Source organism: Peribacillus frigoritolerans (assembly GCF_040250305.1).
GTDB lineage: Bacteria > Bacillota > Bacilli > Bacillales > DSM-1321 > Peribacillus.
Genome location: NZ_CP158190.1, coordinates 5,171,858 through 5,195,610, shown reverse-complemented (window position 1 = coordinate 5,195,610; position 23,753 = coordinate 5,171,858). Strand labels below are relative to the sequence as shown.

The following is a 23,753-nucleotide window of genomic DNA, read 5'->3' as shown; positions in this document are numbered from 1 at the left end:
GATTGGGGGTGAAATGGATGTCTTTTGCTTCAGAAACGAAAAAAGAGCTTACTACATTAGAGGGAAAGGATTGCTGCGGTAAAGCGGAATTGTGTGCGCTTATCCGGATGAACGGATCCCTTTCATTTTCTAATCGGAAGCTTGTTGTGGATATTCAAACTGAGAATGCTGCGATTGCCAGAAGGATCTATACGCTGCTGAAAAAAAGTTATGAGGTCCAGGTCGAGCTGTTGGTCCGTAAAAAGATGAAGCTTAAAAAGAATAATGTATATATTGTCAGGATGTCATCCGGAGGGCAGCGGGTTTTAACCGATTTGGAAATTTTAGGCGATGGCTTTGAAATTCTCCATGCTATATCCGATACTATTGTTGGGAAGAAATGCTGTAAGCGTTCTTACCTAAGAGGTGCATTTCTTGCGGGGGGTTCGGTGAATAATCCAGAAACGTCTTCCTATCACCTTGAAATTTTCTCACTTTATAAAGAGCACAATGATGCCCTTTGTGAGCTAATGAATAAGTTTGGCTTGAAGGCCAAGACGCTTGAACGCAAGAAAGGGTACATCATTTATTTGAAAGAGGCCGAAAAGATTGCCGAGTTTTTAAGTATAGTTGGCGCCCATTCAGCTTTATTAAGGTTCGAAGATGTACGGATTGTCCGTGATATGCGTAATTCAGTGAATCGGCTTGTGAATTGTGAAACAGCCAATTTGAACAAAACGATCGGGGCCTCATTACGCCAGGTTGAAAATATCCATTATATCGAGGATACGGTGGGATTAGGCATTTTACCGGATAAGCTTCGGGAAATTGCGGAGCTTAGGATAGCGTTTCAGGATATAACCTTAAAGGAACTAGGGGAAATGGTTTCTGGGGGGACCATCAGTAAATCCGGGATTAATCACCGATTGCGAAAGATTGATGAAATAGCTGACAGGCTCCGTGGGGGAGAGGCTATTGCTGCGAAAAAATAAAGCTAACAGGGGAGATCAAGATGGTGGAAAAGCAAGTTGAGGTAAAATTGAAAACGGGTTTGCAGGCGCGGCCGGCGGCTCTTTTTGTACAAGAAGCTAACCGCTTTCATTCAGATGTTTTTCTTGAAAAAGAAGGAAAGAAAGTGAACGCAAAAAGTATAATGGGATTAATGAGCCTTGCCATCAGTTCTGGCGTGACCGTGAAGTTAATCGTCGAAGGACGCGATGAAAAAGAAGCGTTAGAGGCATTGGAAGAGTTCGTTCAGCAAGAGGGTTAAAAGAAAAGGATGCTTAAAAGAGCATCCTTTTTTTGTATTATGTAAAAAAGCTCCGGAAGTCGCTAAAGGCGTTCTCCGGAGCCGGTTGTTGCATGATTATTTAGAGTCTTTTTTATCATCAAGGATGCTGCGCGTGATGACTTTGTCGATCAAGCCATATTCAAGGGCTCTTTCGGAAGTCATGAAGTTATCACGTTCCGTATCTCTTTGAAGGACTTCAATAGGTTGACCAGTACGTTCTGCCAAGATTTGGTTCAGTTTATCTTTCAAGTGAAGGATACGGCGGGCAGCAATTTCAATTTCTGTAGCTTGACCTTGAGCTCCTCCAAGTGGTTGGTGAATCATGACTTCACTGTTTGGCAACGCATAACGTTTGCCTTTTTCGCCTGCGGCCAATAGGAAAGCACCCATGGAAGCGGCCATACCGATGCATACTGTGGATACATTAGGTTTGATATATTGCATAGTATCGTAAATGGCCATACCGGAAGTGATGCTTCCACCAGGGCTGTTGATGTATAGAGTGATATCTTTTTCAGGATTTTCCGCTTCTAAAAATAGTAATTGAGCAACAATGGAGTTGGAAACATTATCGTCAATTGCACTTCCTAGCATAATGATCCGGTCTTTTAATAAACGGGAATAAATATCGTAGGCACGCTCCCCACGACTTGTTTGTTCGATAACTGTAGGAATTAAATTCATGTTCATTTCCTCCTTCGATTAAGAGAATCATTTAAATTCTTTATGTATGTATGATACACTTTTTGGTCAATTTAGGTCAAACAAAACAAACCCTATAATGGATAATTTGTTCGACAATTTTCTGGCTATGGCTCCTTCCTGATAGATTACTTTATATATTATGCCGCACAGGGATGAATTTCCACATTACCCATAATACCCAAAAGAAGAAGTTTTAAACCTGATAACCCTTGCAAAGGAGGGGATTCTATCATATAATGAAGTCTGTTGAAAAAATATTTTCTAATACGCCCTCGTAGTGCAACGGATAGAACGCAAGCCTCCGAAGCTTGAAATGCAGGTTCGATTCCTGCCGAGGGCATTACCAATCTTCTGCTTAATAAAGCGGGGGATTTTTTATTGGTCAATTTTAAGAGTGTTCCTAAGATTTTTGGTGAATTTACTCGTTTTCTGTAATATTTCATCGAATTCTGGAATGTCAGTCCTGTCTTGAAAATATTCGCCCACACTATTAAAAAATGGTGATTTTTCAATAAAAGTAGTTGTTAAATTTGCATTTCTAACATATAGTATTTAAAAACAAATAAACTATTCAGAAAAAAACGTAAGCGTTTTCATGGGTTTTTGTGTAGAATTTTCTCCTGATAATGTAAAATGGAGTGGGGGAGGGGTGAATCGATGAGTATGAATATGAAAGCGGGACTTTTTCAACAGCAAACATTAAAGATGGCAATGACCCAGGAGCTTATGCAAGCTATTACATTGCTGCAATACTCCTCGCAGGAGCTATCGGCTTTTTTAGAAAATAAAATGGTGGAGAATCCATTACTGTCCATAGATCAGCCAACATCGGCTTTATTTCAGCCAACTTTTGACCGGAAAAAGGGGAAACGGACTCTTAAGAATACGTATGATGCCAACTATTGGATTGAACAGATAAGTGAAGATACTATATCGCTTGAACAGCATATCATGTCCCAGGTGAATCACCAGCAGCTTACCGGTGAGCAGCAGAAGGCATTGCTGCTATTAATTCATAACCTTGATGAAAACGGTTACTTGAGGACTGAGCTGGATGATATATGTATCCCAGGTATATCTCCGATCGTTTTGGAAGAAAGCCTCTCAATTTTACAGGAACTCGAGCCGCATGGAATTGGAGCTAGAAATCTTCAAGAGTGCCTGTTGCTTCAAGTGCAAGCAGAAGGAATGAATCTGCTTGCAGAATCGATCATAGAAAACCATTTCCTCGATTTTGCGGAAAAGCGCTGGAAAGACCTAAGTAAGAAAATCGGTGTTACAATGAAGGAGATTCAAGAAGTATTTGATTATGTCCAGACATTGAACCCGCGACCGGCTTCACTCTTTTTTCAGGAGAAACCTTCTTATATAGTGCCGGATGTGGTCGTGGAAGTTCGTGATGGCATGCTGCTTGTCGGGAATTATGATGGTAACACACCTAATCTTAATGTGGATAAAGGGTATTTAAACCGTATGAAGAGCCATAAGGATCAGGGGGTTCAACGGTTTATCCAGGATAAGTGGCAGGAATACCAATGGATTTCCAGAGGGATCCAACAGAGGAAAGAAACTATATTGAAGGTCATTCAGTGCATCGTCGATAAACAGCCGGCGTGCTTTCATCATGGCCTGAACTATTTGAAACCGATGACGATGAAGGAAATCGCCGACGAACTTGGTATACATGAGTCCACAGTAAGCCGGGCGGTCAAAGGGAAATACGTGCAGACACCATTTGGCACGATAGAGATGCGGATATTTTTCACTACTTCTTTACAGTCGGTCGGCCTTGATGAGGATATGTCGGGCATGCAGGCAAAAAAGAGCCTGCAGGCAGCCATCAATGGGGAAAATAAACAAAAGCCGCTTTCGGATCAAGACCTGGCAGAACGGTTGAAAGAGGAGCATGGAATTATCCTGGCACGCCGAACCGTTGCCAAATACCGCGAACAATTAGGTATCCCTTCTTCATCTAAACGAAAAAGATATGATTGAAAAGGATGAGTGGTTTGGAATCAAATGCGTTTGTTTTATATAGTAGGGATAAATGCCCGTTATGCGATAAAGCCAAGCAGGTGCTTGAAGAAGTGAAAGAGGAATCAGGCATAGGCTATAAAGAAATCGATATCCATACCGATGATAATTTGCTTGAGAAATTCGGGCTGATGATTCCTGTCGTAGAATGGAAAGATGATATCGTTCAATTCGGGAACGTTGATAAATCAGCTCTAAATCGCCTTTTGGAAAAATAATTTTTCAAATCATTTGAAGAAACATTCCGTTCCTGCTAGAATAAAATATGTAGCAGGAATATTTTTTTGTTTTAAGTGGGACAGAAAATGACTACGCGGGACATTAAATGTCCAACTTAACTTTTTAGGAGTTTTAAATATGCGTACATTACTCGAGGTACAAAGAAAATTATTACCTGATTTCCTTATGGTTATGCAAAAAAGATATGATATCCTGCGTTATATCATAATGATGCAGCCGGTTGGAAGGCGCAGTCTGTCCGTGAGCCTTAATTTGACAGAGCGGACGCTTAGAGGCGAGGTTGATTTTCTGAAAAGTCAGAACCTGGTTAACATATTCAGCTCTGGCATGACGCTGACTGATGAAGGGATTGAAATCCTGGATAAGTTAGAAGGAATAATGCGTGAAGTAATGGGTATAGACATAATGGAACGGCAATTGCAGGATTTATTGCAAGTGGATGAGGTCATTATCGTCTCAGGAAATTGTGATGAGACCCCATGGGTGAAAAAAGAATTGGGTAAAGCTTGTGCAATCCGTATGAAACGAGAATGGAAATCAAAGAATATCATTGCGGTAACTGGCGGATCGACAATGGCCGAAGTGGCTGATTCGTTGTCACCTGATGAAGCGTCGAAGAAATTGACATTTGTCCCGGCCCGCGGGGGAATTGGTGAAGCAGTGCAGAATCAGGCCAATACGATTGTCGAAAAAATGGCCCAGAAGGCACAGGCCTCATACAGAGTGTTATATGTACCCGATCAATTAAGCGGTGAGGTTTATGCTTCATTTCAGAAGGAACCTGCAATTAAAGAAGTGATTTCCCAAATCAAATCTGCCGATATGATCATTCATGGAATTGGTGATGCCATGGCGATGGCAGAAAGAAGAAATTCTTCGCCAGAAATGTTAAAGAAGCTGTTAGATGGAAATGCTGTAGGAGAGGCATTCGGTTATTATTACGATGAAAACGGCAAAGTTGTTCATAAAGTTTTAACAGTCGGCATCCAGTTAGATGATCTTAGCCCTGAAAAGCGAGTGATAACTGTGGCAGGTGGTAAAACTAAAGCAAAGGCTATCCGTTCCTACATGAAAGGCGCACCTTCATCAACCGTTTTAATCACGGATGAAGCGGCGGCACAAGAGTTAATTCAGGGGAATTACACCCCTTAATATATTTGCGAACTTAAAAGGAGGAATTTTTCATGGCAGTAAAAGTTGGTATTAATGGTTTTGGACGTATTGGACGTAATGTATTTCGTGCAGCATTGAGTAATCCTGGGGTAGAGATTGTTGCTATTAACGACTTAACGGATGCTAATATGTTAGCGCACCTTCTTCAATACGATACAATTCATGGATCTCTTAATGAAAAAGTATCAGTTGATGGGGATTACCTTGTTGTTGATGGTCATAAAGTCAAAGTATTGGCTGAACGTGACCCTGCACAATTAGCATGGGGTGAACTGGGAGTAGAAGTGGTAGTAGAATCTACAGGACGTTTCACGAAACGTGCAGATGCAGCTAAGCATTTAGAAGCTGGCGCGAAAAAAGTAATCATCTCAGCTCCTGCATCTGATGAAGATATCACAATCGTCATGGGTGTAAACGAAGACAAATATGATGCAGCTAACCACCATGTAATCTCCAATGCTTCTTGTACAACGAACTGCTTAGCTCCATTTGCTAAAGTGCTTCATGAACAATTCGGAATCAAACGCGGTATGATGACTACTGTTCACTCTTATACAAATGATCAGCAAATCCTTGATTTGCCACACAAAGATTATCGCCGTGCACGTGCAGCTGCCGAGAATATCATTCCTACAACAACTGGGGCAGCTAAAGCTGTAGCACTTGTTCTTCCTGAACTTAAAGGGAAATTGAATGGTATGGCAATGCGTGTACCTACTCCAAACGTATCTGTTGTCGACCTTGTTGCAGAACTTGAAAAAGACACAACAGTTGAAGAAGTAAATGCAGCATTCAAAAAGGCTTCTGAAGGCGAATTAAAAGGAATTCTTGAGTACAGCGAACTTCCGCTAGTATCAACTGACTATAACGGTAACCCATCATCATCTACAATTGATGCCCTTTCCACAATGGTAATGGAAGGAAACATGGTTAAAGTATTATCTTGGTATGATAATGAAACAGGATACTCTAGCCGTGTGGTTGATTTAATCGACTATTTGGCTAAAAAAGGATTGTAATTAGAATAATAAAAAAACCTCACCAAGGTGAGGTTTTTTTTATCACACCTCTAAAAAAACTTGGCAGAAGATGATATTATTAGTAAGTCATTAATCAGTCAAGCGTTTACATTTCTTGTTTTTGGATAATTTCCTGGAAACCGACTATAATGAAAAAGAGAAAAGGGGAGTTGGGAAATTTACCCTCTCCCTTTTTGACTAAAGAAATCAAAAATATGATAACGATATCTAAGGAGGTTCTTGGATTATGAATAAAAAGTCGATTAGAGATATTGAATTAAAGGGGAAACGCGTATTTTGCCGTGTCGATTTCAATGTGCCGATGCAAGACGGAAAGATTTCGGATGATACGAGAATCAAAGCTGCACTGCCGACGATTTCCTATCTGACAGAACAAGGCGCTAAAGTCATCTTAGCCAGCCACCTTGGTCGTCCTAAAGGACAAGTCGTAGAAGAATTGCGTCTAGCACCTGTTGCGGAAAGACTAAGCGAACTTAGTGGCAAGGATGTGCAAAAGGCAGAAGAAGCTTACGGTGAGACCGTTCAATCAATCATTGATAACATGCAAGATGGCGAGATCCTGTTGTTGGAAAACGTTCGTTTCTATCCAGGAGAAGAGAAGAACGATCAAGAATTGGCGAAGTCATTTGCTGCACTTGCTGATGTTTATGTTAACGATGCATTCGGAGCTGCGCATCGTGCACATGCTTCAACTGAAGGAATAGCGCACCATCTCCCAGCCGTTGCCGGATTGCTGATGGAAAAAGAGCTTTCTGTACTGGGAAAAGCCCTATCCAACCCAGAACGTCCTTTTACAGCTATAATTGGCGGAGCAAAAGTAAAGGATAAGATAGGCGTTATTGAAAACCTTTTGGAAAAAGTCGATCACTTGATCATCGGTGGCGGACTGGGTTATACATTCATTAAAGCGCAAGGTCATGAAATCGGTAATTCTTTATTGGAAGAAGACAAAATAGAATTGGCCAAATCGTTCATCGAAAGTGCAAAAGAAAAAGGCGTAAAGCTTCATTTGCCTATCGATGCAGTCGTAACTGCTGAATTTTCACCTGATGCAGAAACAGAGAATGTCGATATCGATGCTATTCCAAATGATAAAATGGCTCTTGATATCGGTCCAAAAACAAGTGAATTATTTGCGGATGTAATCAAAAGTTCCAAGCTTGTCATTTGGAATGGACCAATGGGTGTATTCGAGTTCGATAAATTTGCGAATGGAACGAAAACCGTTGCTAGAGCCTTGGCGGAAGCAAACGATACGTACAGCATTGTAGGCGGAGGGGATTCAGCCGCAGCTGCAGAAAAGTTTGGCTTGGCAGAAAAGATGTCCCATATTTCAACTGGCGGCGGTGCATCTCTTGAGTTCATGGAAGGCAAAGAGTTGCCTGGCGTTATGGCCTTGAACGATAAATAAGATTTAAACCGTTACATATTTCAACATTAGAAGGGATGAGAAACCAAATGCGTAAACCGATTATTGCAGGAAACTGGAAAATGAATAAAACACTATCTGAAGCGACTGCCTTTTTAGAAGAAGTGAGCAATTTGATTCCGAAGCAAGAGGTAATCGATACGGTTGTTTGTGCTCCAGCTTTATTTTTGGATCAGCTGGTTCAAGCAGCAAAAGGAACCGATGTGAAGATCGGGGCGCAGAACATGCACTTTGAAGAAAGCGGTGCTTTCACAGGAGAAATCAGCCCAATCGCATTGGCTGATCTTGGTGTATCCTACGTCATACTTGGTCATTCTGAACGCCGGGAAATGTTCAACGAAACGGATGAAGCCGTTAATAAAAAAGCTCATGCCGCTTTTGCCCACGGGTTGACCCCGATCGTTTGCTGCGGTGAAACACTTGAACAAAGGGAAGCTGGCGAAACGAATGATTTCGTAGGCAGCCAGATTGAAAAAGGCCTAGCAGGATTATCTGGCGATCAATTGAAACAAGCCGTTATTGCTTATGAGCCGATTTGGGCGATTGGAACAGGAAAATCGTCATCTGCTCAAGATGCTAATGAAGTTTGTGCGCATATCCGCTCGGTTGTTGCCGACAAATTTTCAAATGAAGCAGCTGCAGCCATCCGCATTCAATACGGTGGCAGTGTAAAACCTGAGAATATTAAAGAGTACATGGCACAACCTGATATAGACGGTGCCTTGGTTGGCGGTGCAAGCTTGAAATCCGATTCATTTTTACAATTGCTGGAGGCTGGTCACTATGAGTAAGTCGCCTGTGGCACTTATCATCTTAGACGGTTTCGGCTGCCGTAACGAGGAAAAGGGAAATGCTGTTTTTCATGCGAAAAAACCGAACTTTGACCGTTTTTGGGAACAGTATCCGCATTCCCATTTAACTGCAAGCGGGGAAGCGGTCGGCTTGCCTGCCGGTCAAATGGGGAACTCGGAAGTGGGTCATTTGAATATCGGGGCAGGACGGATCGTTTATCAAAGTCTGACCCGTGTGAACCTTGCTATCCGTGAAGGTGAGTTTGCCCAAAACCCAACTTTGGTCGATGCCATGAGTCATGCCAAGAAAAAAGGCACGGACCTTCATCTTTTCGGTCTTCTTTCAGATGGCGGCGTGCACAGTCATATTGATCATATGTATGCCCTGCTGAAATTGGCCGCTAAAGAAGGAGTTAAAAATGTATATGTACATGCATTTTTAGATGGTCGTGATGTCGGGCCGAAAACGGCGCAAGGTTATATTAAGGAAGCGGAAGCGAAAATGAAGGAAATCGGTGTTGGACAGTTTGCGACCATATCCGGAAGATATTATTCGATGGACCGTGATAAGCGCTGGGAACGTGTGGAGAAATCCTACCGTTCAATGGTGTATGGTGATGGCCCAGCTTACTCTTCCGCGATGGAATGTGTCGAGGATTCCTACGAACATGGTATTTTTGATGAGTTCGTGATACCTTCAGTCATAACGGCGGAAGACGGTAAACCGGTGGCGACGATTAAAGATGATGATGCCGTAATCTTTTATAACTTCCGTCCAGACCGGGCGATCCAGATTTCCAATACGTTCACGAATGAGGATTTTCGCTCATTTGACCGCGGCCCTGGACATCCGAAGCATCTCCATTTTGTCTGCTTGACACATTTTTCAGAAACAGTTGACGGATATGTTGCATTTAATCCGACAAATCTTGATAATACATTAGGGGAAGTACTTTCCCAAAACCAGCTTACTCAGCTTCGTATCGCTGAAACTGAAAAATATCCGCATGTGACGTTTTTCATGAGCGGCGGACGTGAAGAGAAGTTTCCTGGTGAAGAGAGGATTTTAATTAATTCTCCGAAAGTCGCTACATATGATTTACAACCGGAAATGAGTGCTTATGAAGTAACGGATGCATTGGTGGAACAAATTGAGGCTGACCGTTTTGATGCCATTCTCTTGAATTTTGCCAACCCGGACATGGTTGGTCATTCAGGGATGCTTGAGCCTACCATTAAAGCGATTGAAACAGTGGATGAATGCCTAGGCAGGATTGTCGATTTAATCGTCTCAAAGGGCGGTACAGCTATCATTACCGCTGACCATGGGAACGCTGATGAAGTCGTAACGCTTGAAGGCAACCCGATGACAGCCCATACTACGAATCCCGTTCCTGTCATTATCACTAAAAATCAGGTAACATTAAGAACAGGTGGTATCTTAGGCGATTTAGCTCCAACGATGCTCGATTTGCTTGGAGTCGAAAAACCTGTTGAAATGACAGGGAAATCCCTATTATCTAAATAAAATTGTGAATAGGAAAAGGAGAGATTTATAATGCCGTACATCGAACATGTATATGCACGCGAAGTGCTAGATTCCCGTGGTAACCCAACAATAGAAGTAGAAATCCAAACAGAGTCCGGATACTTCGGACGTGCAATCGTACCATCAGGTGCTTCAACAGGAGAACACGAAGCGGTTGAGCTTCGTGACGGAGATAAATCTCGCTACCTGGGTAAAGGGGTACAAAAAGCAGTCGATAATGTAAATGATATCATTGCTGAAGCTGTCATCGGTTTGGATGTAACGAACCAAGCAGGCCTTGACCTTACTATGATTGAATTGGATGGCACTGAAAACAAAGGAAACTTGGGAGCTAATGCAATCCTTGGCGTATCAATGGCTGCTGCCCATGCCGCTGCGGAATTTTCAGGTTTACCATTGTATCGTTACCTTGGAGGGTTCAATGCGAAACAACTTCCGACTCCAATGATGAACATCATTAACGGCGGATCACATGCCGATAACAATGTTGACTTCCAGGAATTCATGATCCTTCCTGTAGGAGCTCCTAGCTTCAAAGAAGCAGTTCGTATGGGTGCAGAAGTATTCCATGCCTTGAAATCCGTCCTTTCTGCCAAAGGCTTGAATACGGCAGTCGGCGATGAAGGCGGCTTTGCGCCAAACCTTGGTTCAAACCGTGAAGCGCTTCAAGTCATCATCGAGGCAATTGAAAAAGCTGGCTACAAAGCAGGCGAAGATATCTACCTTGGCATGGACGTGGCTTCATCTGAATTCTATAACAAAGAAACAGGCAAATATGATCTTGCTGGCGAAGGCCGCAATGGTGTTACATCCGAAGAAATGGTAGCTTTCTATGAAGAGCTAGTGAATGAATTCCCTATTATCTCCATCGAGGACGGCCTGGATGAAAATGACTGGGATGGCCACAAACTTTTAACGGAACGCATCGGTTCTAAAGTTCAGCTTGTTGGTGACGATCTTTTTGTAACGAACACGAAAAAATTGGCTGAAGGCATCGAAAAAGGCATCGGCAACTCCATCCTGATCAAAGTGAACCAAATTGGTACACTGACTGAAACGTTTGATGCAATCGAAATGGCTAAACGCGCAGGCTACACTGCAGTCGTTTCCCACCGTTCCGGTGAAACGGAAGATGCAACGATCGCTGATATCGCCGTTGCAACAAACGCAGGACAAATCAAAACTGGTTCCATGTCCCGTACGGACCGTATCGCTAAATACAACCAACTTCTTCGCATCGAAGACCAGCTTGGTGACTTGGCTGTATATGGCGGTTTGAAATCTTTCTATAACTTGAAGAAGTAATCTTTGCTAGAATTTGGATTACAGTAATTTCTCCTCCTATTCAATGTGGCCATCCACATTGAATAGGAGGTTTTTTATGCCCATAAACCAGCCACTTCTTCAAGGTTGAAAGGATTTAATCAAACGTTTGATTAATAAAAAAAAGGTGCCGCATCCGGGCACCTTTTTTTAATTATCCGATACAGCTTCCACTGGTACGGCATTATAGTATTCTTCTAATGTAATCTTCGCTTCAAAGATTTCAGTTGCGGTATCGACACCAACATAACGGATATGCCATGGTTCGTATTTATAACCTGTGATGTTTTCCTTGCCTTCAGGGTAGCGGATGATAAATCCGTATTCATGTGCATGTTCAGCAAGCCAGGCGGATTCTTTCGTATCACCGAAGCAGTCTTGGGCGGCACATGCACCATCGTGGGTCGTGACATCAATCGCGAGTCCCGTTTCATGCTCGCTTGTCCCAGGCATTGCACTGTAGGTTTTCGCTTTTTCTTCCCCATCTTTAGCCACATAGTTATTAAAGACCTCGATCTGTCTTTGGTGAGAGCGATAAGCGGAAACGCCGGCAAAGTGCATGTTTTCTTTTTCGGCAGCCTGGAACATTACTTCAAGTGCCTTTCCCGCTTCCTCGCGCATCATTCTTTTATCGATTTTATCTTCAAAGATGAAATCCACTTTTGGGTAGATAAGGTCAGCAGGTTTGTAATCTTCAGGCAGGCTGTATTGTTTATTGACAAGTACAGGAATGCCTTCCGGATGGGCTAATGTCTGAAGGCCGGCCTGTCCGGGTTTAGCCGTTTCATCAACTTCCACCTGGCGTTGGGCCGATTCTTTTGAATCATTATTCTTGTCAGTTTCTGTCTCCTTCTCAGTCTCCTGGGAGCTCGGTTGTTCTTCTTTTTGCTCTTTTTCATCATTGCTGGTCAGGTCGAATGAACAGCCAGCCATAAGAATGAAAGATGATAGAGCGGTTGCTGCAAATATAGGTTTTAACATATGAAAGGCCCCTTGCTTTTAATATAAGATTTCCAATAAAAGTAGTTGAAAAATTATCGTGATAAGTAATCCCTTGTTAATTCACTTTGATATTTATCAAGAAATAAGCCAATCCAGACGACCATCAATAAAAATGGATAATCGTTACGGACTGCGGTTTCCACGACGGGATCAGACCAAAAGCTCGAAAGGAAACCAGATGACATCCTGATTGTCTCGAATGTGACAAGGGCGTGAAGCGATAACCAAAGAATCGTAAGAGTATTGGTCCCAAACCCAATGACCGCCGCTATGACGCTCAGCAAGGCGGCTGCTGCCCCGATCAGGAGGACATTGAAGCTTGATTGGAAAAAGTCGATACCGCTATTGGAAAGTCCATTATAAATAATAGCAGTAAAATAAACGGTTGTCGTGATATATGCAGCAAATAATAAGTATCGATTTCCGTGATACTTTGCCAGCAGCAATAAAAGCGGTGATAGGATGATTAATAGGACGCTGATGAAATTGCTTCCGCCTGTCCATAAAGAATAGCCGGCAACCGCCGAGAATAGGATGGTCAGGAGATCAAGAATCCGGAGTATGGACTTAAACATGTTGACACCTCTTTCTCTATTTATGCAAATTATCTCAAACTTTGATTCAAAAAGAAAATAAATGACTATGGATTTTTAGGAATTCTTACCATCATAGTATAACAAAGATTGTGGATATTTATTGGGTGTGGTAAAGTTAAAGTAATTGTTTATTGGTTCTTCAGGAGGTGTAATTGCATGCATGCATTTCTCATAACGCTTTTAGTGATTGTCAGTATCGCCCTCATTGTGACGGTATTGCTTCAATCAGGTAAGAGTGCAGGTTTATCAGGTGCGATTGCCGGCGGTGCTGAGCAGCTATTCGGAAAGCAAAAGGCACGCGGTTTGGACCTGGTTTTACATCGTGCGACAATAGTATTGGCGATTTTATTCTTTGCTTTAACTTTACTTGTTGCATACTTTGATGTGTAATGGATCAAAAATGAGTCTAGCTAAATAGCTAGACTTTTTTCTTTGCACAATAGTTACATGAATAGATATAGTGATTTTAGTACTTAATTATAGGATAGGGATGTTTTAAAATTCTATTTACAGATAAAGGAGCTTAAGATCATGAAAATAAAGCTGCAGCAGCCCTTTACTTTTGAAGGCGGAAAAAGAGCTGTCTTACTTTTACATGGATTTACGGGGAATTCAGCGGATGTACGGATGCTGGGGCGTTACTTGGAGAAACAGGGATACACTTGCCATGCCCCGCACTATAAAGGACATGGCGTCCCCCCGGAGGAGCTGGTGAAAACGGGTCCGGAAGATTGGTGGAAAGATGTCATGATGGCCTACGATTTCCTGAAAAGCAAAGGCCATGAAGAAATTGCTGTTGCCGGACTATCATTAGGAGGCGTATTTTCTCTTAAATTAGGTTACACTGTACCTATAAAGGGTATCGTATCAATGTGTGCGCCTATGTATATCAAAAGTGAAGAAATGATGTTTAAAGGAGTATTGGAGTACGCCAGAGAATTTAAGAAGTATGAAGGAAAAACTCAAGAGCAAATAGAGCTTGAAATGGACCTCCTTGCCGATAAACCGATGAATACATTGAAAGCCCTTCAGGAATTGATAACGGATGTACGAGAGCACGTCGACCTTATATACGCGCCGACATTTGTGGTGCAGGGTCGGCATGATGATGTTATCAATCCAAAAAGTGCCGATATTATTATTGATGCCATTGAATCACCGGTCAAAAAAATCAAGTGGTATGAAGAATCCGGTCATGTCATAACTCTTGATAAAGAAAAGGACCAGCTGCATGAAGATGTATTGGAATTTTTAGAAAGTCTGGATTGGGCCGAATAACAAAATTATACCCTGAATAGGAGGGTTTTCATGGAAGATAACATTCAAGAACATATTAATAAGCTTCTGACATACATGACGGATGAAGCGTATAAGCCGTTAACGGTACAGGAACTGGAAGAGGCTTTGAAAATCGAAGACTCGGCAGATTTCAAGAATTTCGTTAAGGCTTTAGTAAAGATGGAAGAAAAGGGATTGGTGGTCAGAACGAGGAGCAATCGTTACGGGCTGCCGCAAAAAATGAATTTGTTCCGCGGTAAATTAACAGGACACGCTAAGGGATTCGCCTTTGTCACACCTGAAGATAACCCAGGAATGGATGATATTTTCATTCCGCCGAATGAAACGGGCACAGCGATGCATGGAGATGTCGTCATGGTACGAGTATCTTCGGAAACATCGGGCTCAAGGCAAGAAGGCACGGTCATCAGAATTCTTGAACGCGGTATTACACAAGTGGTCGGTACATACTCCGAAAGTAAAAGTTTTGGTTTCGTCATCCCTGATGATAAAAAGATCGCAAACGATATTTTCATTCCGCAGCATGCTTCACATGGAGCGGTAGAGGGCCATAAGGTTGTCGTCAAGCTTACTTCTTATCCTGAAGGACGCATAAGTGCCGAAGGTGAAGTCATTGAGATTCTTGGGCATAAAAATGATCCTGGAGTAGATATTCTTTCCGTGATCCATAAATATGGTTTGCCGATGGAGTTCCCGGATGACGTCATGGAGCAAGCCAATGCCGTTTCGGATACCATTCAAGAAAGTGAAATTGGCAGCCGCAGGGATTTGCGAAATGATGTTTTGGTCACGATTGATGGAGCGGATGCAAAGGACCTGGATGATGCCGTCACTGTTTCCAAACTTGAAAATGGCAATTACAAGCTGGGTGTTCATATTGCTGATGTCAGCCATTATGTGAAGGAAGGATCACCAATCGATAAGGAAGCCTTGGAAAGAGGGACGAGCGTGTATTTGGTGGACAGGGTCATCCCGATGATCCCGCATCGTTTATCGAATGGCATTTGTTCCTTGAATCCACAAGTCGATCGTTTTACACTCTCTTGTGAAATGGAAATCACGCCAGATGGCAAAGTCGTCAACCATGAGATTTTTGAAAGTGTCATTAAGACGACGGAACGTATGACATATGGAAATGTGAACAAAATCCTTGTCGATAAAGATGAAGAACAGCTCGAACGCTATGAAGCGTTGGTGCCGATGTTCCAGGACATGGAGAAGTTAGCTGCCATCCTTCGCAAGAACCGGATGAACCGCGGAGCGATTGACTTTGATTTCAATGAAGCGAAAGTCATCGTTGATGAAGAAGGCCATCCGACCGATGTGGTTTTACGTGAAAGGTCGGTTGCCGAAAAGCTGATTGAAGAGTTCATGCTTGCGGCTAATGAAACCGTTGCTGAGCATTTCCACCGTCTTGACGTACCGTTCATTTACCGTATTCATGAAGATCCCAAGCCGGAAAAACTGCAGCGTTTCTTTGAATTCATTACGAACTTCGGATATATTGTCCGGGGATCGGCCAATGACGTTCATCCTAAGGCGTTACAGGAAATCATTGAGGCGGTTGCCGGTAAACCGGAAGAAACGGTCATATCCACCGTTATGCTTCGTTCCATGCAACAGGCGAAATATGATCCGGAGAGCTTAGGTCACTTTGGTTTATCTGCTGAGTTTTATACACATTTCACATCGCCGATTCGTCGTTATCCGGATTTGATCGTGCACAGATTGATCAGGACCTACTTGGTGGAAGGTAAACTGGATGAAGCTACGAAGGAGAAATGGAATGCCAATTTACCTGAGATTGCCGATCATACATCGAAACGTGAACGTCGCTCAGTCGATGCTGAACGGGAAACGGATGATCTGAAGAAAGCGGAATATATGCTGGATAAAATCGGCGAAGAGTATACCGGGATCATTGGTTCGGTCACGAATTTCGGGATGTTCGTCGAGCTGCCGAACACCATTGAAGGACTTGTCCATGTCAGCTTCATGACGGATGATTATTACCGCTTCGATGAGCGTCAGCTTGCAATGATCGGGGAACGTACCGGTAATGTGTTCCGGATTGGCGATGAGATCGACGTACGTGTTTCCAACGTAAATAAAGAGGAACGCGCCATCGATTTTGAAATTATCGGCATGAAGGTAAGCCGTCCGCGTCCATCTGGCGAGAAGAAAATATTCAAAGCCAATTCAGGTGAACGCAAACGCGGCCGTGGCGGCAATGGAGGACGTAATGAAGGAAAAGGCGGCGGCCGTAATGGAAATGCTCCTTCTTCCGAGAAAAAACCGAAAAAGAAGAAAAAATTCTTTGAAAATGCGCCAGCTGCCAAGCGCAAGAGAAAACCAAAAAAGAGATAAAGATTGAGGCGGGGGGATGATGATCATTTCATCCTCTTGCCGCGATTGGATGTAAAAAGGGGAGAGTTAGATGCCAAAAGGCTCAGGTAAACAACTAGCACAAAATAAAAAGGCTTATCATGATTTCTTTATTGAAGAAACGTTTGAAGCCGGAATCGTTTTGAAGGGGACTGAAATCAAGGCCATCCGTGCGGCCCGAGTGAATTTGAAGGATGCCTTCGCTAAAATAGAAAATGGAGAAATCTATCTTTATAATATGCATGTAAGCCCCTATGAGCAGGGAAACCAGTTTAACCATGACCCGTTGCGGACACGGAAGCTTCTTTTGCATAAGAAAGAAATCAGTAAACTGATCGGTGTAACGAAGGAAACAGGTTACACGATTGTACCGTTGAAAATGTATTTGAAAAATGGCTTTGCCAAGGTTTTGATCGGTCTGGGTAAAGGGAAGAAGCAATATGACAAGCGTGAAGACCTGAAGAAGAAGGAAGCGAAACGTGATATCGAACGTGCTTTCCGTGATCGGCAGAAAATGTAGAACTGCCAAGACCTTACAATTGATTTTTTGAACCAATCTGTTATAATTAATCCTGTACCGATGACAATTGAATATCAGCCAACTTGCTGACTATTCTTCTCTCGTACGCTCCATTTCTATCATGGGGACGTTACGGATTCGACAGGGATAGTTCGAGCTTAAGTTGCGAGTCGAGGGGATCGGCCTCGTTAAAACGTCAACGCCTATAACTGGCAAACAAAACAACAACCTAGCTTTCGCTGCTTAATAACAGTCGATAGCTGTTCCTCCCTCCATGGCCCACGTGGTAGGGTAAGGGACTCACTCTAAGTGGGATACGCCGGAATCCACCGTCTGAGGATGAAGGAAGAGACCAATCAGACTAGCTGCTCTGCCGCCTGTCGATAGGCTAATGAGTTCGCGAAATGCGAATATATCGACTACACTCGTAGAAGCTTAAGTGCCGTTATGTCTGGACGTGGGTTCGACTCCCACCGTCTCCACCAATACATATATTGGTGGTTTTTTATTTGTGTTTTTTTCAATCGATTTGTCGAAAAATCGATAAATCGTATAATTAGTAGATAAATCAGGAGTTTTCGCTGATATATCTCCAATTTCGGAGATATATTCCCGATTTCGCAGATAAATTGTATAATCGCTATCATTTAAAGGAATATTCCCTACTGCTGTAGAATCCTTTGGGATAAACCAAGATTGGAGCGATGAAATTGATTGTAAAAAGGCGAAAAGTTCCTCTTACTATACGTAAATTACGTGCTTTAACGCGCAGGCTTTCTCCGAATCATCCTAAAATCCCCATAATCATCAACGATCTCAAAAAAAGGGAAGCGGGCTATAAAGGGGAATGTTCCATTGATTTTCCATTAGGCTTTCTTGAACCGAAAAGCTATTTCATCTTCCACGATTTAAGGCTGCAGGATCAATCCCGATTTTTTCAGCTGGATACTTTATTAATCTCCAAGAAATATGCGCTTATCATTGAAGTGAAGAACATTGCAGGGGCGATCTATTTTGATCCGCATTTCAATCAGCTCATTCGAACGATAGAAGGAAAAGAAACGGCATTTCCTGATCCCATCATACAAGTCAGCCGCCAGGAAACACAATTGACCAATTGGTTCTTGAAAAACGGTTTTCCCTCACTGCCCATCCTTTCATTGATTGTCATCAGTAATCCCCAAACAATCATCCGTACAGCTCCTGAAAACCTTGAACTCCACTATAAAGTTATCCATCGCGATGCACTTCCCTCAAGAATCAATCTGATGGAGCATTCCATCACAGATTCCATTTTAGGTGAAAAAGATTTGAAGAAAATAGTTCGTATTTTAAAAAAGTATCATATCGAAGCGGCCTCTTCCATTCTGGAACGATACAATCTTAACGAAGAGGACCTAATAAAAGGAGTGATATGTGAAAATTGCAAGGGGTTTCCGTTAATTAGAAGGCATGGCACATGGCTTTGCAATCAATGCCAACTCTCCAGTAAAACTGCACATATCCAGGCTTTACGAGATTATTTTTATCTAATAGGCACAACTATAACGAATCGGCAGTTGAGGGATTTTTTAAACATTTCCTCCGCATCCAGTGCAACGAGAATCTTGCAATCATTGAAATTGACAAGCAAAGGTGCGAATAAAGGGAGGGTGTACAGCCTGAATTTTGATGAGTGATTTCTGAGTGATCTTGCCTTAATCATAAAAAAAGGAATAGTTTCTATACCATTCCTTAATAGTAAAAATCATTTCTCTATATTTACATCAACATTTTGGAAATCCTCCAAAATAATATCTATTACTGGAAAAACTCCATCAGCTTGATAAGCTAATAAGATTTTTTTTACTGAGGCAATATGTAATTCTTCAATCTCCATATTTTTTATATCTGCCATTTTTTTTCTCATTTCTTCCTTTGTGGGGTAATTTTTTGTGCTGTAAACCCACATGAAAAATCTATCTAACTCATTAACCTCTTGCTCTTTAAAGCCATGTGATAATAACTCATAATACCTAGATTTTAAATTCGGGGCCATACTATCATGTAGTTTAAAAAATGCATGCTTCAATAAAAACAATTCGTGTTCTAATTCCTTAATTTTTTCCTCTTGATTCATTAAATCATCCACTCCAATCCTAATATTATCCAAAGCTCACTTTCAGCAGTTTTGCAGCTATAAGCCATATGATAGAACAAAGACTCAAAAGAAGCTTCTCTTGAGTCTTTGATCTGATTCTATTCTTTTAATTCCTTGCCCATTCCCTTTAGGAAGTGGACGCCAAAGCCAATCGCCCGGTTTATGTCTGGATCATTCAATGTTTTCATTAAATCGAGAACGCCGATCTTCTTATCTGCCTGAAGGAATTTGTTTCCTTCATCGATTCCTGCAAGTGCACTGTTCAGCAGTTTCGTGGATTGTGCGGCATCGGCGTTCATCAAGGCTCCTGTTGCCCCCATAAGTGTATTGATCAGGTTTGTTACAGGTTGCCTTGTGATTTGTTGGAGTGCGATTTTCGCAATTTGTTCTTTTCCTTGAAGCATGGAGGTCGCGGCTTCGAATACTCCCGAGTCATTCAGTTCATTGACGATTTTAAACATATTGTTCAAGGCATCTTCATTATCGGTGATCAGCGTTTTCAGTTCCTCCAGCTTTTGTAGCTTTATTTCTTCCTCAGTAATGGGATTATGGATTTCCGTTATAGGAGCTGCCATGATTTTCACCCTCCTTGTTTATTTATCCGTTAAGTGAACATACCCTGGACGGGCCCACTTACGTTCAACCTCGACACCATTTTGAGGATGACGTTTTTTGTTCCGTGGATTGGTACCCGGTAATGGGATATCCCCGCTTGCGCTTAATACCTCCATGCGGACCATCGTCTGCTTGTAAGCAGGCGTGCTTGTGCGTTGATCATAGATAGGACCGGTCAGGAAGTTAATGGCAGAGTCTTTATCGACGGAGTTCATCGGTAAAAATAGCTCATTATCTTTAACACGGTCTGTGATCAAGGCTTTTAATTTAACGGCCCCGAATGGAGACACTAAGCGAACGAGTCCGCCATCACTGACTTTACGTTCTTGTGCAAGTTCTGGTGAAACCTCGACGAAAATATCAGGTACTTTCGATTGGATTCCATTGGATTTATTCGTCATATTTCCTTCATGGAAATGCTCCAGCATGCGTCCATTATTGATATGAAGGTCATATTCTTCCGGGAATTTATGCGGCTCTACCCAGTCAGCCAGTGCAAAGCGCGCTTTTTTATCAGGGAAGTTGAAGCCATCCACATAAAGAAGCGGCGTGCTTGATCCATCATGGCTCCCCCAGAGGAAGCTGTTCCATCCTTCCAGCACTTCGTAATTCGCTTGGCTGAATATCGGTGACAAACTTGCCATTTCGTCATAGATTTCACTAGGGTGAGAGTAGTTCCAATTCGCACCTAAGCGGTTGGCGATCTCTTGAGTGATTTCCCAGTCCGCTTTAGAATCTCCGATAGTGGGAAGGGCTTTATATAAACGCTGTACACGGCGCTCTGTATTGGTGAACGTACCGTCTTTTTCAAGAGATGGAGCTCCGGGCAATACCACGTCGGCATATTGGGCTGTTCTTGAAAGGAAAATATCCTGGACAACAAAGAAATCCAATCCTGATAACACCTTGTCAACATGGTTTGCATCCGCGTCAACAAGTGCCATATCTTCACCTACAAGATACATCGCTTTCATGTCGCCTTTTTCTATCGCTTTAAGCATTTCAATATTGTTCAAGCCTGGTTTGCCATCGATTTTCACTCCATAAGCTTTTTCGAATTTAGCACGTGCCACGTCATCGGTAACATGCTGATATCCCGGGAGCCATGTTGGAAGGGTACCCATATCGCAAGCGCCCTGTACATTGTTATGGCCGCGAAGCGGATAAGCTCCCGCTCCTGGGCGACGGTAGTTGCCTGTAGCTAATAGCAGGTTGGAAATTGCAGCCGAAGTATCGGAGGCACCGGTGTTTTGTGTGACGCCCATTCCCCAGAGAATGCATGTTCCGTCTGCATCGCGAATCGTCTCAGCTATTTGGATCAATGTTTCTTTAGAAATACCTGTGTGTGTTTCTGCATATTCCAGGGTGTATTTTTCAAGTACTTCTTTATAATCGTCGAAGAAGTTAACATTTTCATTGATGAATTCTTTATCATGCCAGCCTTGATCGATCATATATTTTGTAACCGCCATCAACCAAACTTGATCCGTTCCTTGTTTTGGACTGATATGGATGTCGGAACGCTCGGCCATTTCGTTTTTGCGGATGTCGGCCACGATCAGTTTTTGTCCGTGAAGCTTGTGAGCCCGTTTAACGCGTGTCGCCAGTACGGGGTGTCCTTCTGCCGGGTTTGCCCCAACGATGATGACAAGACCTGCTGCGGCGATATCTTTGATTGTACCAGCGTCTCCGCCCATGCCGACTGTACGGAACAGTCCGTCTGTTGCCGGGGATTGACAGTAACGTGAGCAATTGTCGACGTTATTCGTTTCGAACATTTGCCGTGCCAGTTTTTGAATTACATAGTTTTCTTCATTTGTGATCTTGGAAGAGGAAATGAAGCCTACTGAATTTCCGCCGTATTGCTGTTTGATCGAACCGAGTCTGGATGCAACCAAATCAAGTGCTTCATCCCAGCTTGATTCAACGAATCTTCCATTTTTCCGAATCAGGGGCTTTGTCAAACGTTTTTCCGAGTTTACGAAGTCCCAACCGAATTTCCCTTTGACACATGTGGATATCGCATTGACGGGTGCTTCATGAGTAGGTTGGACTTTAAGGATTTTACGGCCTTTTGTCCAGACTTCGAATGTGCATCCTACCCCACAGAACGTACAGACCGTTTTTGTTTTCTTCGTCCGTGTCTCTCGCATTGCCGCTTCAATTTCCGAAATGGCAAAAATCCCGCTGTATCCAGGCTCCACTTCTTTGACAAGGTCTATCATTGGTTCAAGCATATCGTTTTTCAAACCTGACATGAAACCAGCCTCACCCAGCATCGATTTTTCCATTAATGCATTACATGGACAAATCGTTACACACTGTCCGCAGCCTACACAAGATGAGTTATTGATTTCCGTTCCTTCATCCCAGATTACCCGAGGGCGTTCTGCTTCCCAGTCGATGGACAGCGTCTCGTTGACCTGAAGGTTTTGGCAGACTTCAACACATTGCCCGCATGCGATGCATTGATTGGCATCGTAGCGGTAAAATGGATGGGACATATCGACGGCACCCAATTCCACTTTCGGTGTGTAAGGATATTTTTGGTGTTCAATTTCCATTAATTCTGCTGTGTTATGCAGTTTGCAATTTCCGTTATTATTATCACATACAGTACAGTATAAAGAATGGTTTTCCAGGATCCGGTCCATGGCCTCGGTCTGGGCTTCTTTTGCCTTGCTTGAGTCCAAGGCTATATCCATGCCGCTCACTGCTTTTGTCGAACATGACCGGACGAGTTTCCCATTAACCTCGACGATGCATGTGTCGCATGTTTGGATCGGATCCACTTCAGGAACATAACAAATCTGTGGATGAGCCATCTCATTTTGGTTGATGATCTCCAGTATTGTCGCTCCTTCATTAGCGGTATAATCCTTCCCGTTGATTGTGATGGTGATGTTTGAATCGCTCATTATATTTCCCCCTTTTATAGCCAAAAAGACGCAAAAAAACCACCATGATTACACCTCCGTCTCTGAACGGAAATGTAGGTCATGGTGGAATAGTTTAATAGCAAAGCTTGCCAATATACCAATCCATACCATTATGGATAATTTTAAAAAAGATAGGACACAACAGTACACTATTATGCTCCCAACTTTCATCATTGATATTATACCTTTAATTATGAAAAGAAACAATCCTGGAAAGAGGGTATCATTCCCAAATTCCTTTCGTTTTTCTTCGCGTTGATTTATGATAAGAAAATTGAGAACTTAATTTTCTTGAATTGGAGTGACGCAACGGTGTCAAAAGTTATCCATGAATTCAATGATATGATTCGTAAGCTGCGCAAGGAACTATTCGGTAAAGGACCAGAACGCATACACACGGTTTTCGTGGAAAATATGGCCGTTTCTACGTTATATGGGAATTTGACTCCTACGGAAATGTTCATATCAAGATCGGAGGAAGGAAGGGATATGGTCCATTCTGCACGAACCAAAATGGTTCAGGATGTGTATTCGGAGAGTCCCCCTGATGGAATGGAAGAACTGGTTGGAGCTAAACTGCTCCATTTGTTTTCAGACATCAAAATCAAAGAGAACATAGCTATTTCCGTATTCGTTTTTGATAAGAATATAGCGGACAAACTCAACGGGCATTGACCATGTTCCTACATATTGGTCAATTGGC

General features: G+C 42.6%; 22 protein-coding genes, 1 tRNA gene and 1 other RNA gene. 18 read left to right on the top strand and 6 right to left on the bottom strand.

Features of this window, described 5'->3' with window-relative positions:
* The first annotated feature begins 17 nt into the window (after window positions 1–17).
* Entirely contained in the window at window positions 18–971 is a 954-nt protein-coding gene (whiA, locus tag ABOA58_RS25735; protein ID WP_101223718.1) for a DNA-binding protein WhiA, read from the top strand.
* 20 nt (window positions 972–991) lie between these two features.
* The gene (locus ABOA58_RS25730) at window positions 992–1,249 is read left to right on the top strand and encodes an HPr family phosphocarrier protein (RefSeq protein ID WP_101223717.1); all 258 of its coding nucleotides are present in this window, start codon (window positions 992–994) and stop codon (window positions 1,247–1,249) included.
* 96 nt (window positions 1,250–1,345) lie between these two features.
* On the opposite strand, the gene clpP is transcribed toward ABOA58_RS25730, so the two are convergent.
* The gene (gene clpP / locus ABOA58_RS25725) at window positions 1,346–1,954 is read right to left on the bottom strand and encodes an ATP-dependent Clp endopeptidase proteolytic subunit ClpP (RefSeq protein ID WP_063233960.1); all 609 of its coding nucleotides are present in this window, start codon (window positions 1,952–1,954) and stop codon (window positions 1,346–1,348) included.
* 289 nt (window positions 1,955–2,243) lie between these two features.
* Between clpP and ABOA58_RS25720 the strand changes: the two genes are divergently transcribed.
* From ABOA58_RS25720 to eno, 9 genes are all read left to right on the top strand, one after another.
* Window positions 2,244–2,315, top strand: a tRNA-Arg gene (locus ABOA58_RS25720).
* A 317-nt stretch (window positions 2,316–2,632) separates the two neighbouring features.
* Window positions 2,633–3,970 (top strand): RNA polymerase factor sigma-54, encoded by a 1,338-nt coding sequence (gene rpoN, locus ABOA58_RS25715; protein ID WP_350300535.1) that lies wholly within the window; start codon window positions 2,633–2,635, stop codon window positions 3,968–3,970.
* 5 nt (window positions 3,971–3,975) lie between these two features.
* Window positions 3,976–4,227 (top strand): glutaredoxin family protein, encoded by a 252-nt coding sequence (locus ABOA58_RS25710; protein WP_434547755.1) that lies wholly within the window; start codon window positions 3,976–3,978, stop codon window positions 4,225–4,227.
* Between the two features lie 139 nt (window positions 4,228–4,366).
* On the top strand, window positions 4,367–5,401 hold the full coding sequence (locus ABOA58_RS25705) for a sugar-binding transcriptional regulator (protein WP_350300533.1): 1,035 nt from the start codon (window positions 4,367–4,369) through the stop codon (window positions 5,399–5,401).
* 32 nt (window positions 5,402–5,433) lie between these two features.
* Window positions 5,434–6,441 (top strand): type I glyceraldehyde-3-phosphate dehydrogenase, encoded by a 1,008-nt coding sequence (gene gap / locus ABOA58_RS25700; RefSeq protein ID WP_133351126.1) that lies wholly within the window; start codon window positions 5,434–5,436, stop codon window positions 6,439–6,441.
* A 247-nt stretch (window positions 6,442–6,688) separates the two neighbouring features.
* Window positions 6,689–7,873 carry a phosphoglycerate kinase gene (locus ABOA58_RS25695; RefSeq protein WP_350300532.1) on the top strand — a complete coding sequence of 395 codons (1,185 nt, stop codon included), beginning with the start codon at window positions 6,689–6,691 and terminating at the stop codon, window positions 7,871–7,873.
* Window positions 7,874–7,920: 47 nt separating this feature from the next.
* Complete coding sequence (gene tpiA / locus ABOA58_RS25690; RefSeq protein WP_350300531.1) at window positions 7,921–8,682, top strand: triose-phosphate isomerase; 762 nt, start codon at window positions 7,921–7,923, stop codon at window positions 8,680–8,682.
* Window positions 8,675–10,210 (top strand): 2,3-bisphosphoglycerate-independent phosphoglycerate mutase, encoded by a 1,536-nt coding sequence (gpmI, locus tag ABOA58_RS25685; protein WP_350300530.1) that lies wholly within the window; start codon window positions 8,675–8,677, stop codon window positions 10,208–10,210. The genes tpiA and gpmI overlap by 8 nt, the downstream gene beginning before the upstream one ends.
* 30 nt (window positions 10,211–10,240) lie before the next feature.
* Complete coding sequence (gene eno / locus ABOA58_RS25680) at window positions 10,241–11,536, top strand: phosphopyruvate hydratase (protein WP_034309992.1); 1,296 nt, start codon at window positions 10,241–10,243, stop codon at window positions 11,534–11,536.
* Window positions 11,537–11,704: 168 nt separating this feature from the next.
* Here eno and ABOA58_RS25675 read toward each other — a convergent pair whose 3' ends face one another.
* Both ABOA58_RS25675 and ABOA58_RS25670 read right to left on the bottom strand, forming a co-directional pair.
* Window positions 11,705–12,535: a M15 family metallopeptidase gene (locus ABOA58_RS25675; RefSeq protein ID WP_350300529.1), complete on the bottom strand. Its 831-nt coding sequence runs from the start codon at window positions 12,533–12,535 to the stop codon at window positions 11,705–11,707.
* A 53-nt stretch (window positions 12,536–12,588) separates the two neighbouring features.
* Window positions 12,589–13,131: a hypothetical protein gene (locus ABOA58_RS25670; RefSeq protein WP_350300528.1), complete on the bottom strand. Its 543-nt coding sequence runs from the start codon at window positions 13,129–13,131 to the stop codon at window positions 12,589–12,591.
* 177 nt (window positions 13,132–13,308) lie between these two features.
* Here ABOA58_RS25670 and secG point away from each other — a divergent pair, with 177 nt between their 5' ends.
* From secG to ABOA58_RS25640, 6 genes are all read left to right on the top strand, one after another.
* Complete coding sequence (gene secG / locus ABOA58_RS25665) at window positions 13,309–13,542, top strand: preprotein translocase subunit SecG (RefSeq protein WP_034309999.1); 234 nt, start codon at window positions 13,309–13,311, stop codon at window positions 13,540–13,542.
* 141 nt (window positions 13,543–13,683) lie between these two features.
* Window positions 13,684–14,430, top strand: a complete 747-nt coding sequence (locus ABOA58_RS25660; RefSeq protein WP_101223705.1) for an alpha/beta hydrolase — start codon at window positions 13,684–13,686, stop codon at window positions 14,428–14,430.
* A gap of 30 nt (window positions 14,431–14,460) precedes the next feature.
* Complete coding sequence (gene rnr / locus ABOA58_RS25655; RefSeq protein WP_350300527.1) at window positions 14,461–16,818, top strand: ribonuclease R; 2,358 nt, start codon at window positions 14,461–14,463, stop codon at window positions 16,816–16,818.
* Between the two features lie 70 nt (window positions 16,819–16,888).
* On the top strand, window positions 16,889–17,356 hold the full coding sequence (smpB, locus tag ABOA58_RS25650; RefSeq protein WP_350300526.1) for an SsrA-binding protein SmpB: 468 nt from the start codon (window positions 16,889–16,891) through the stop codon (window positions 17,354–17,356).
* Window positions 17,357–17,479: 123 nt separating this feature from the next.
* Window positions 17,480–17,841, top strand: a transfer-messenger RNA (tmRNA) gene (gene ssrA, locus ABOA58_RS25645).
* A 219-nt stretch (window positions 17,842–18,060) separates the two neighbouring features.
* A complete protein-coding gene (locus ABOA58_RS25640; RefSeq protein ID WP_350300525.1) occupies window positions 18,061–19,035 on the top strand; it encodes a nuclease-related domain-containing protein in 975 nt (324 codons plus the stop codon).
* A gap of 68 nt (window positions 19,036–19,103) precedes the next feature.
* Here ABOA58_RS25640 and ABOA58_RS25635 read toward each other — a convergent pair whose 3' ends face one another.
* The 3 genes from ABOA58_RS25635 to fdhF all read right to left on the bottom strand — a co-directional run bounded on the left by ABOA58_RS25635 (window position 19,104) and on the right by fdhF (window position 23,029).
* Window positions 19,104–19,475 (bottom strand): hypothetical protein, encoded by a 372-nt coding sequence (locus tag ABOA58_RS25635; RefSeq protein WP_350300524.1) that lies wholly within the window; start codon window positions 19,473–19,475, stop codon window positions 19,104–19,106.
* 119 nt (window positions 19,476–19,594) lie between these two features.
* Window positions 19,595–20,071: a DUF1641 domain-containing protein gene (locus tag ABOA58_RS25630; RefSeq protein WP_063595796.1), complete on the bottom strand. Its 477-nt coding sequence runs from the start codon at window positions 20,069–20,071 to the stop codon at window positions 19,595–19,597.
* An 18-nt stretch (window positions 20,072–20,089) separates the two neighbouring features.
* The gene (gene fdhF, locus ABOA58_RS25625) at window positions 20,090–23,029 is read right to left on the bottom strand and encodes a formate dehydrogenase subunit alpha (RefSeq protein ID WP_350300523.1); all 2,940 of its coding nucleotides are present in this window, start codon (window positions 23,027–23,029) and stop codon (window positions 20,090–20,092) included.
* 333 nt (window positions 23,030–23,362) lie between these two features.
* Between fdhF and ABOA58_RS25620 the strand changes: the two genes are divergently transcribed.
* Window positions 23,363–23,725 carry a DUF2294 domain-containing protein gene (locus ABOA58_RS25620; RefSeq protein WP_095390832.1) on the top strand — a complete coding sequence of 121 codons (363 nt, stop codon included), beginning with the start codon at window positions 23,363–23,365 and terminating at the stop codon, window positions 23,723–23,725.
* The last annotated feature ends 28 nt before the right edge of the window (window positions 23,726–23,753 follow it).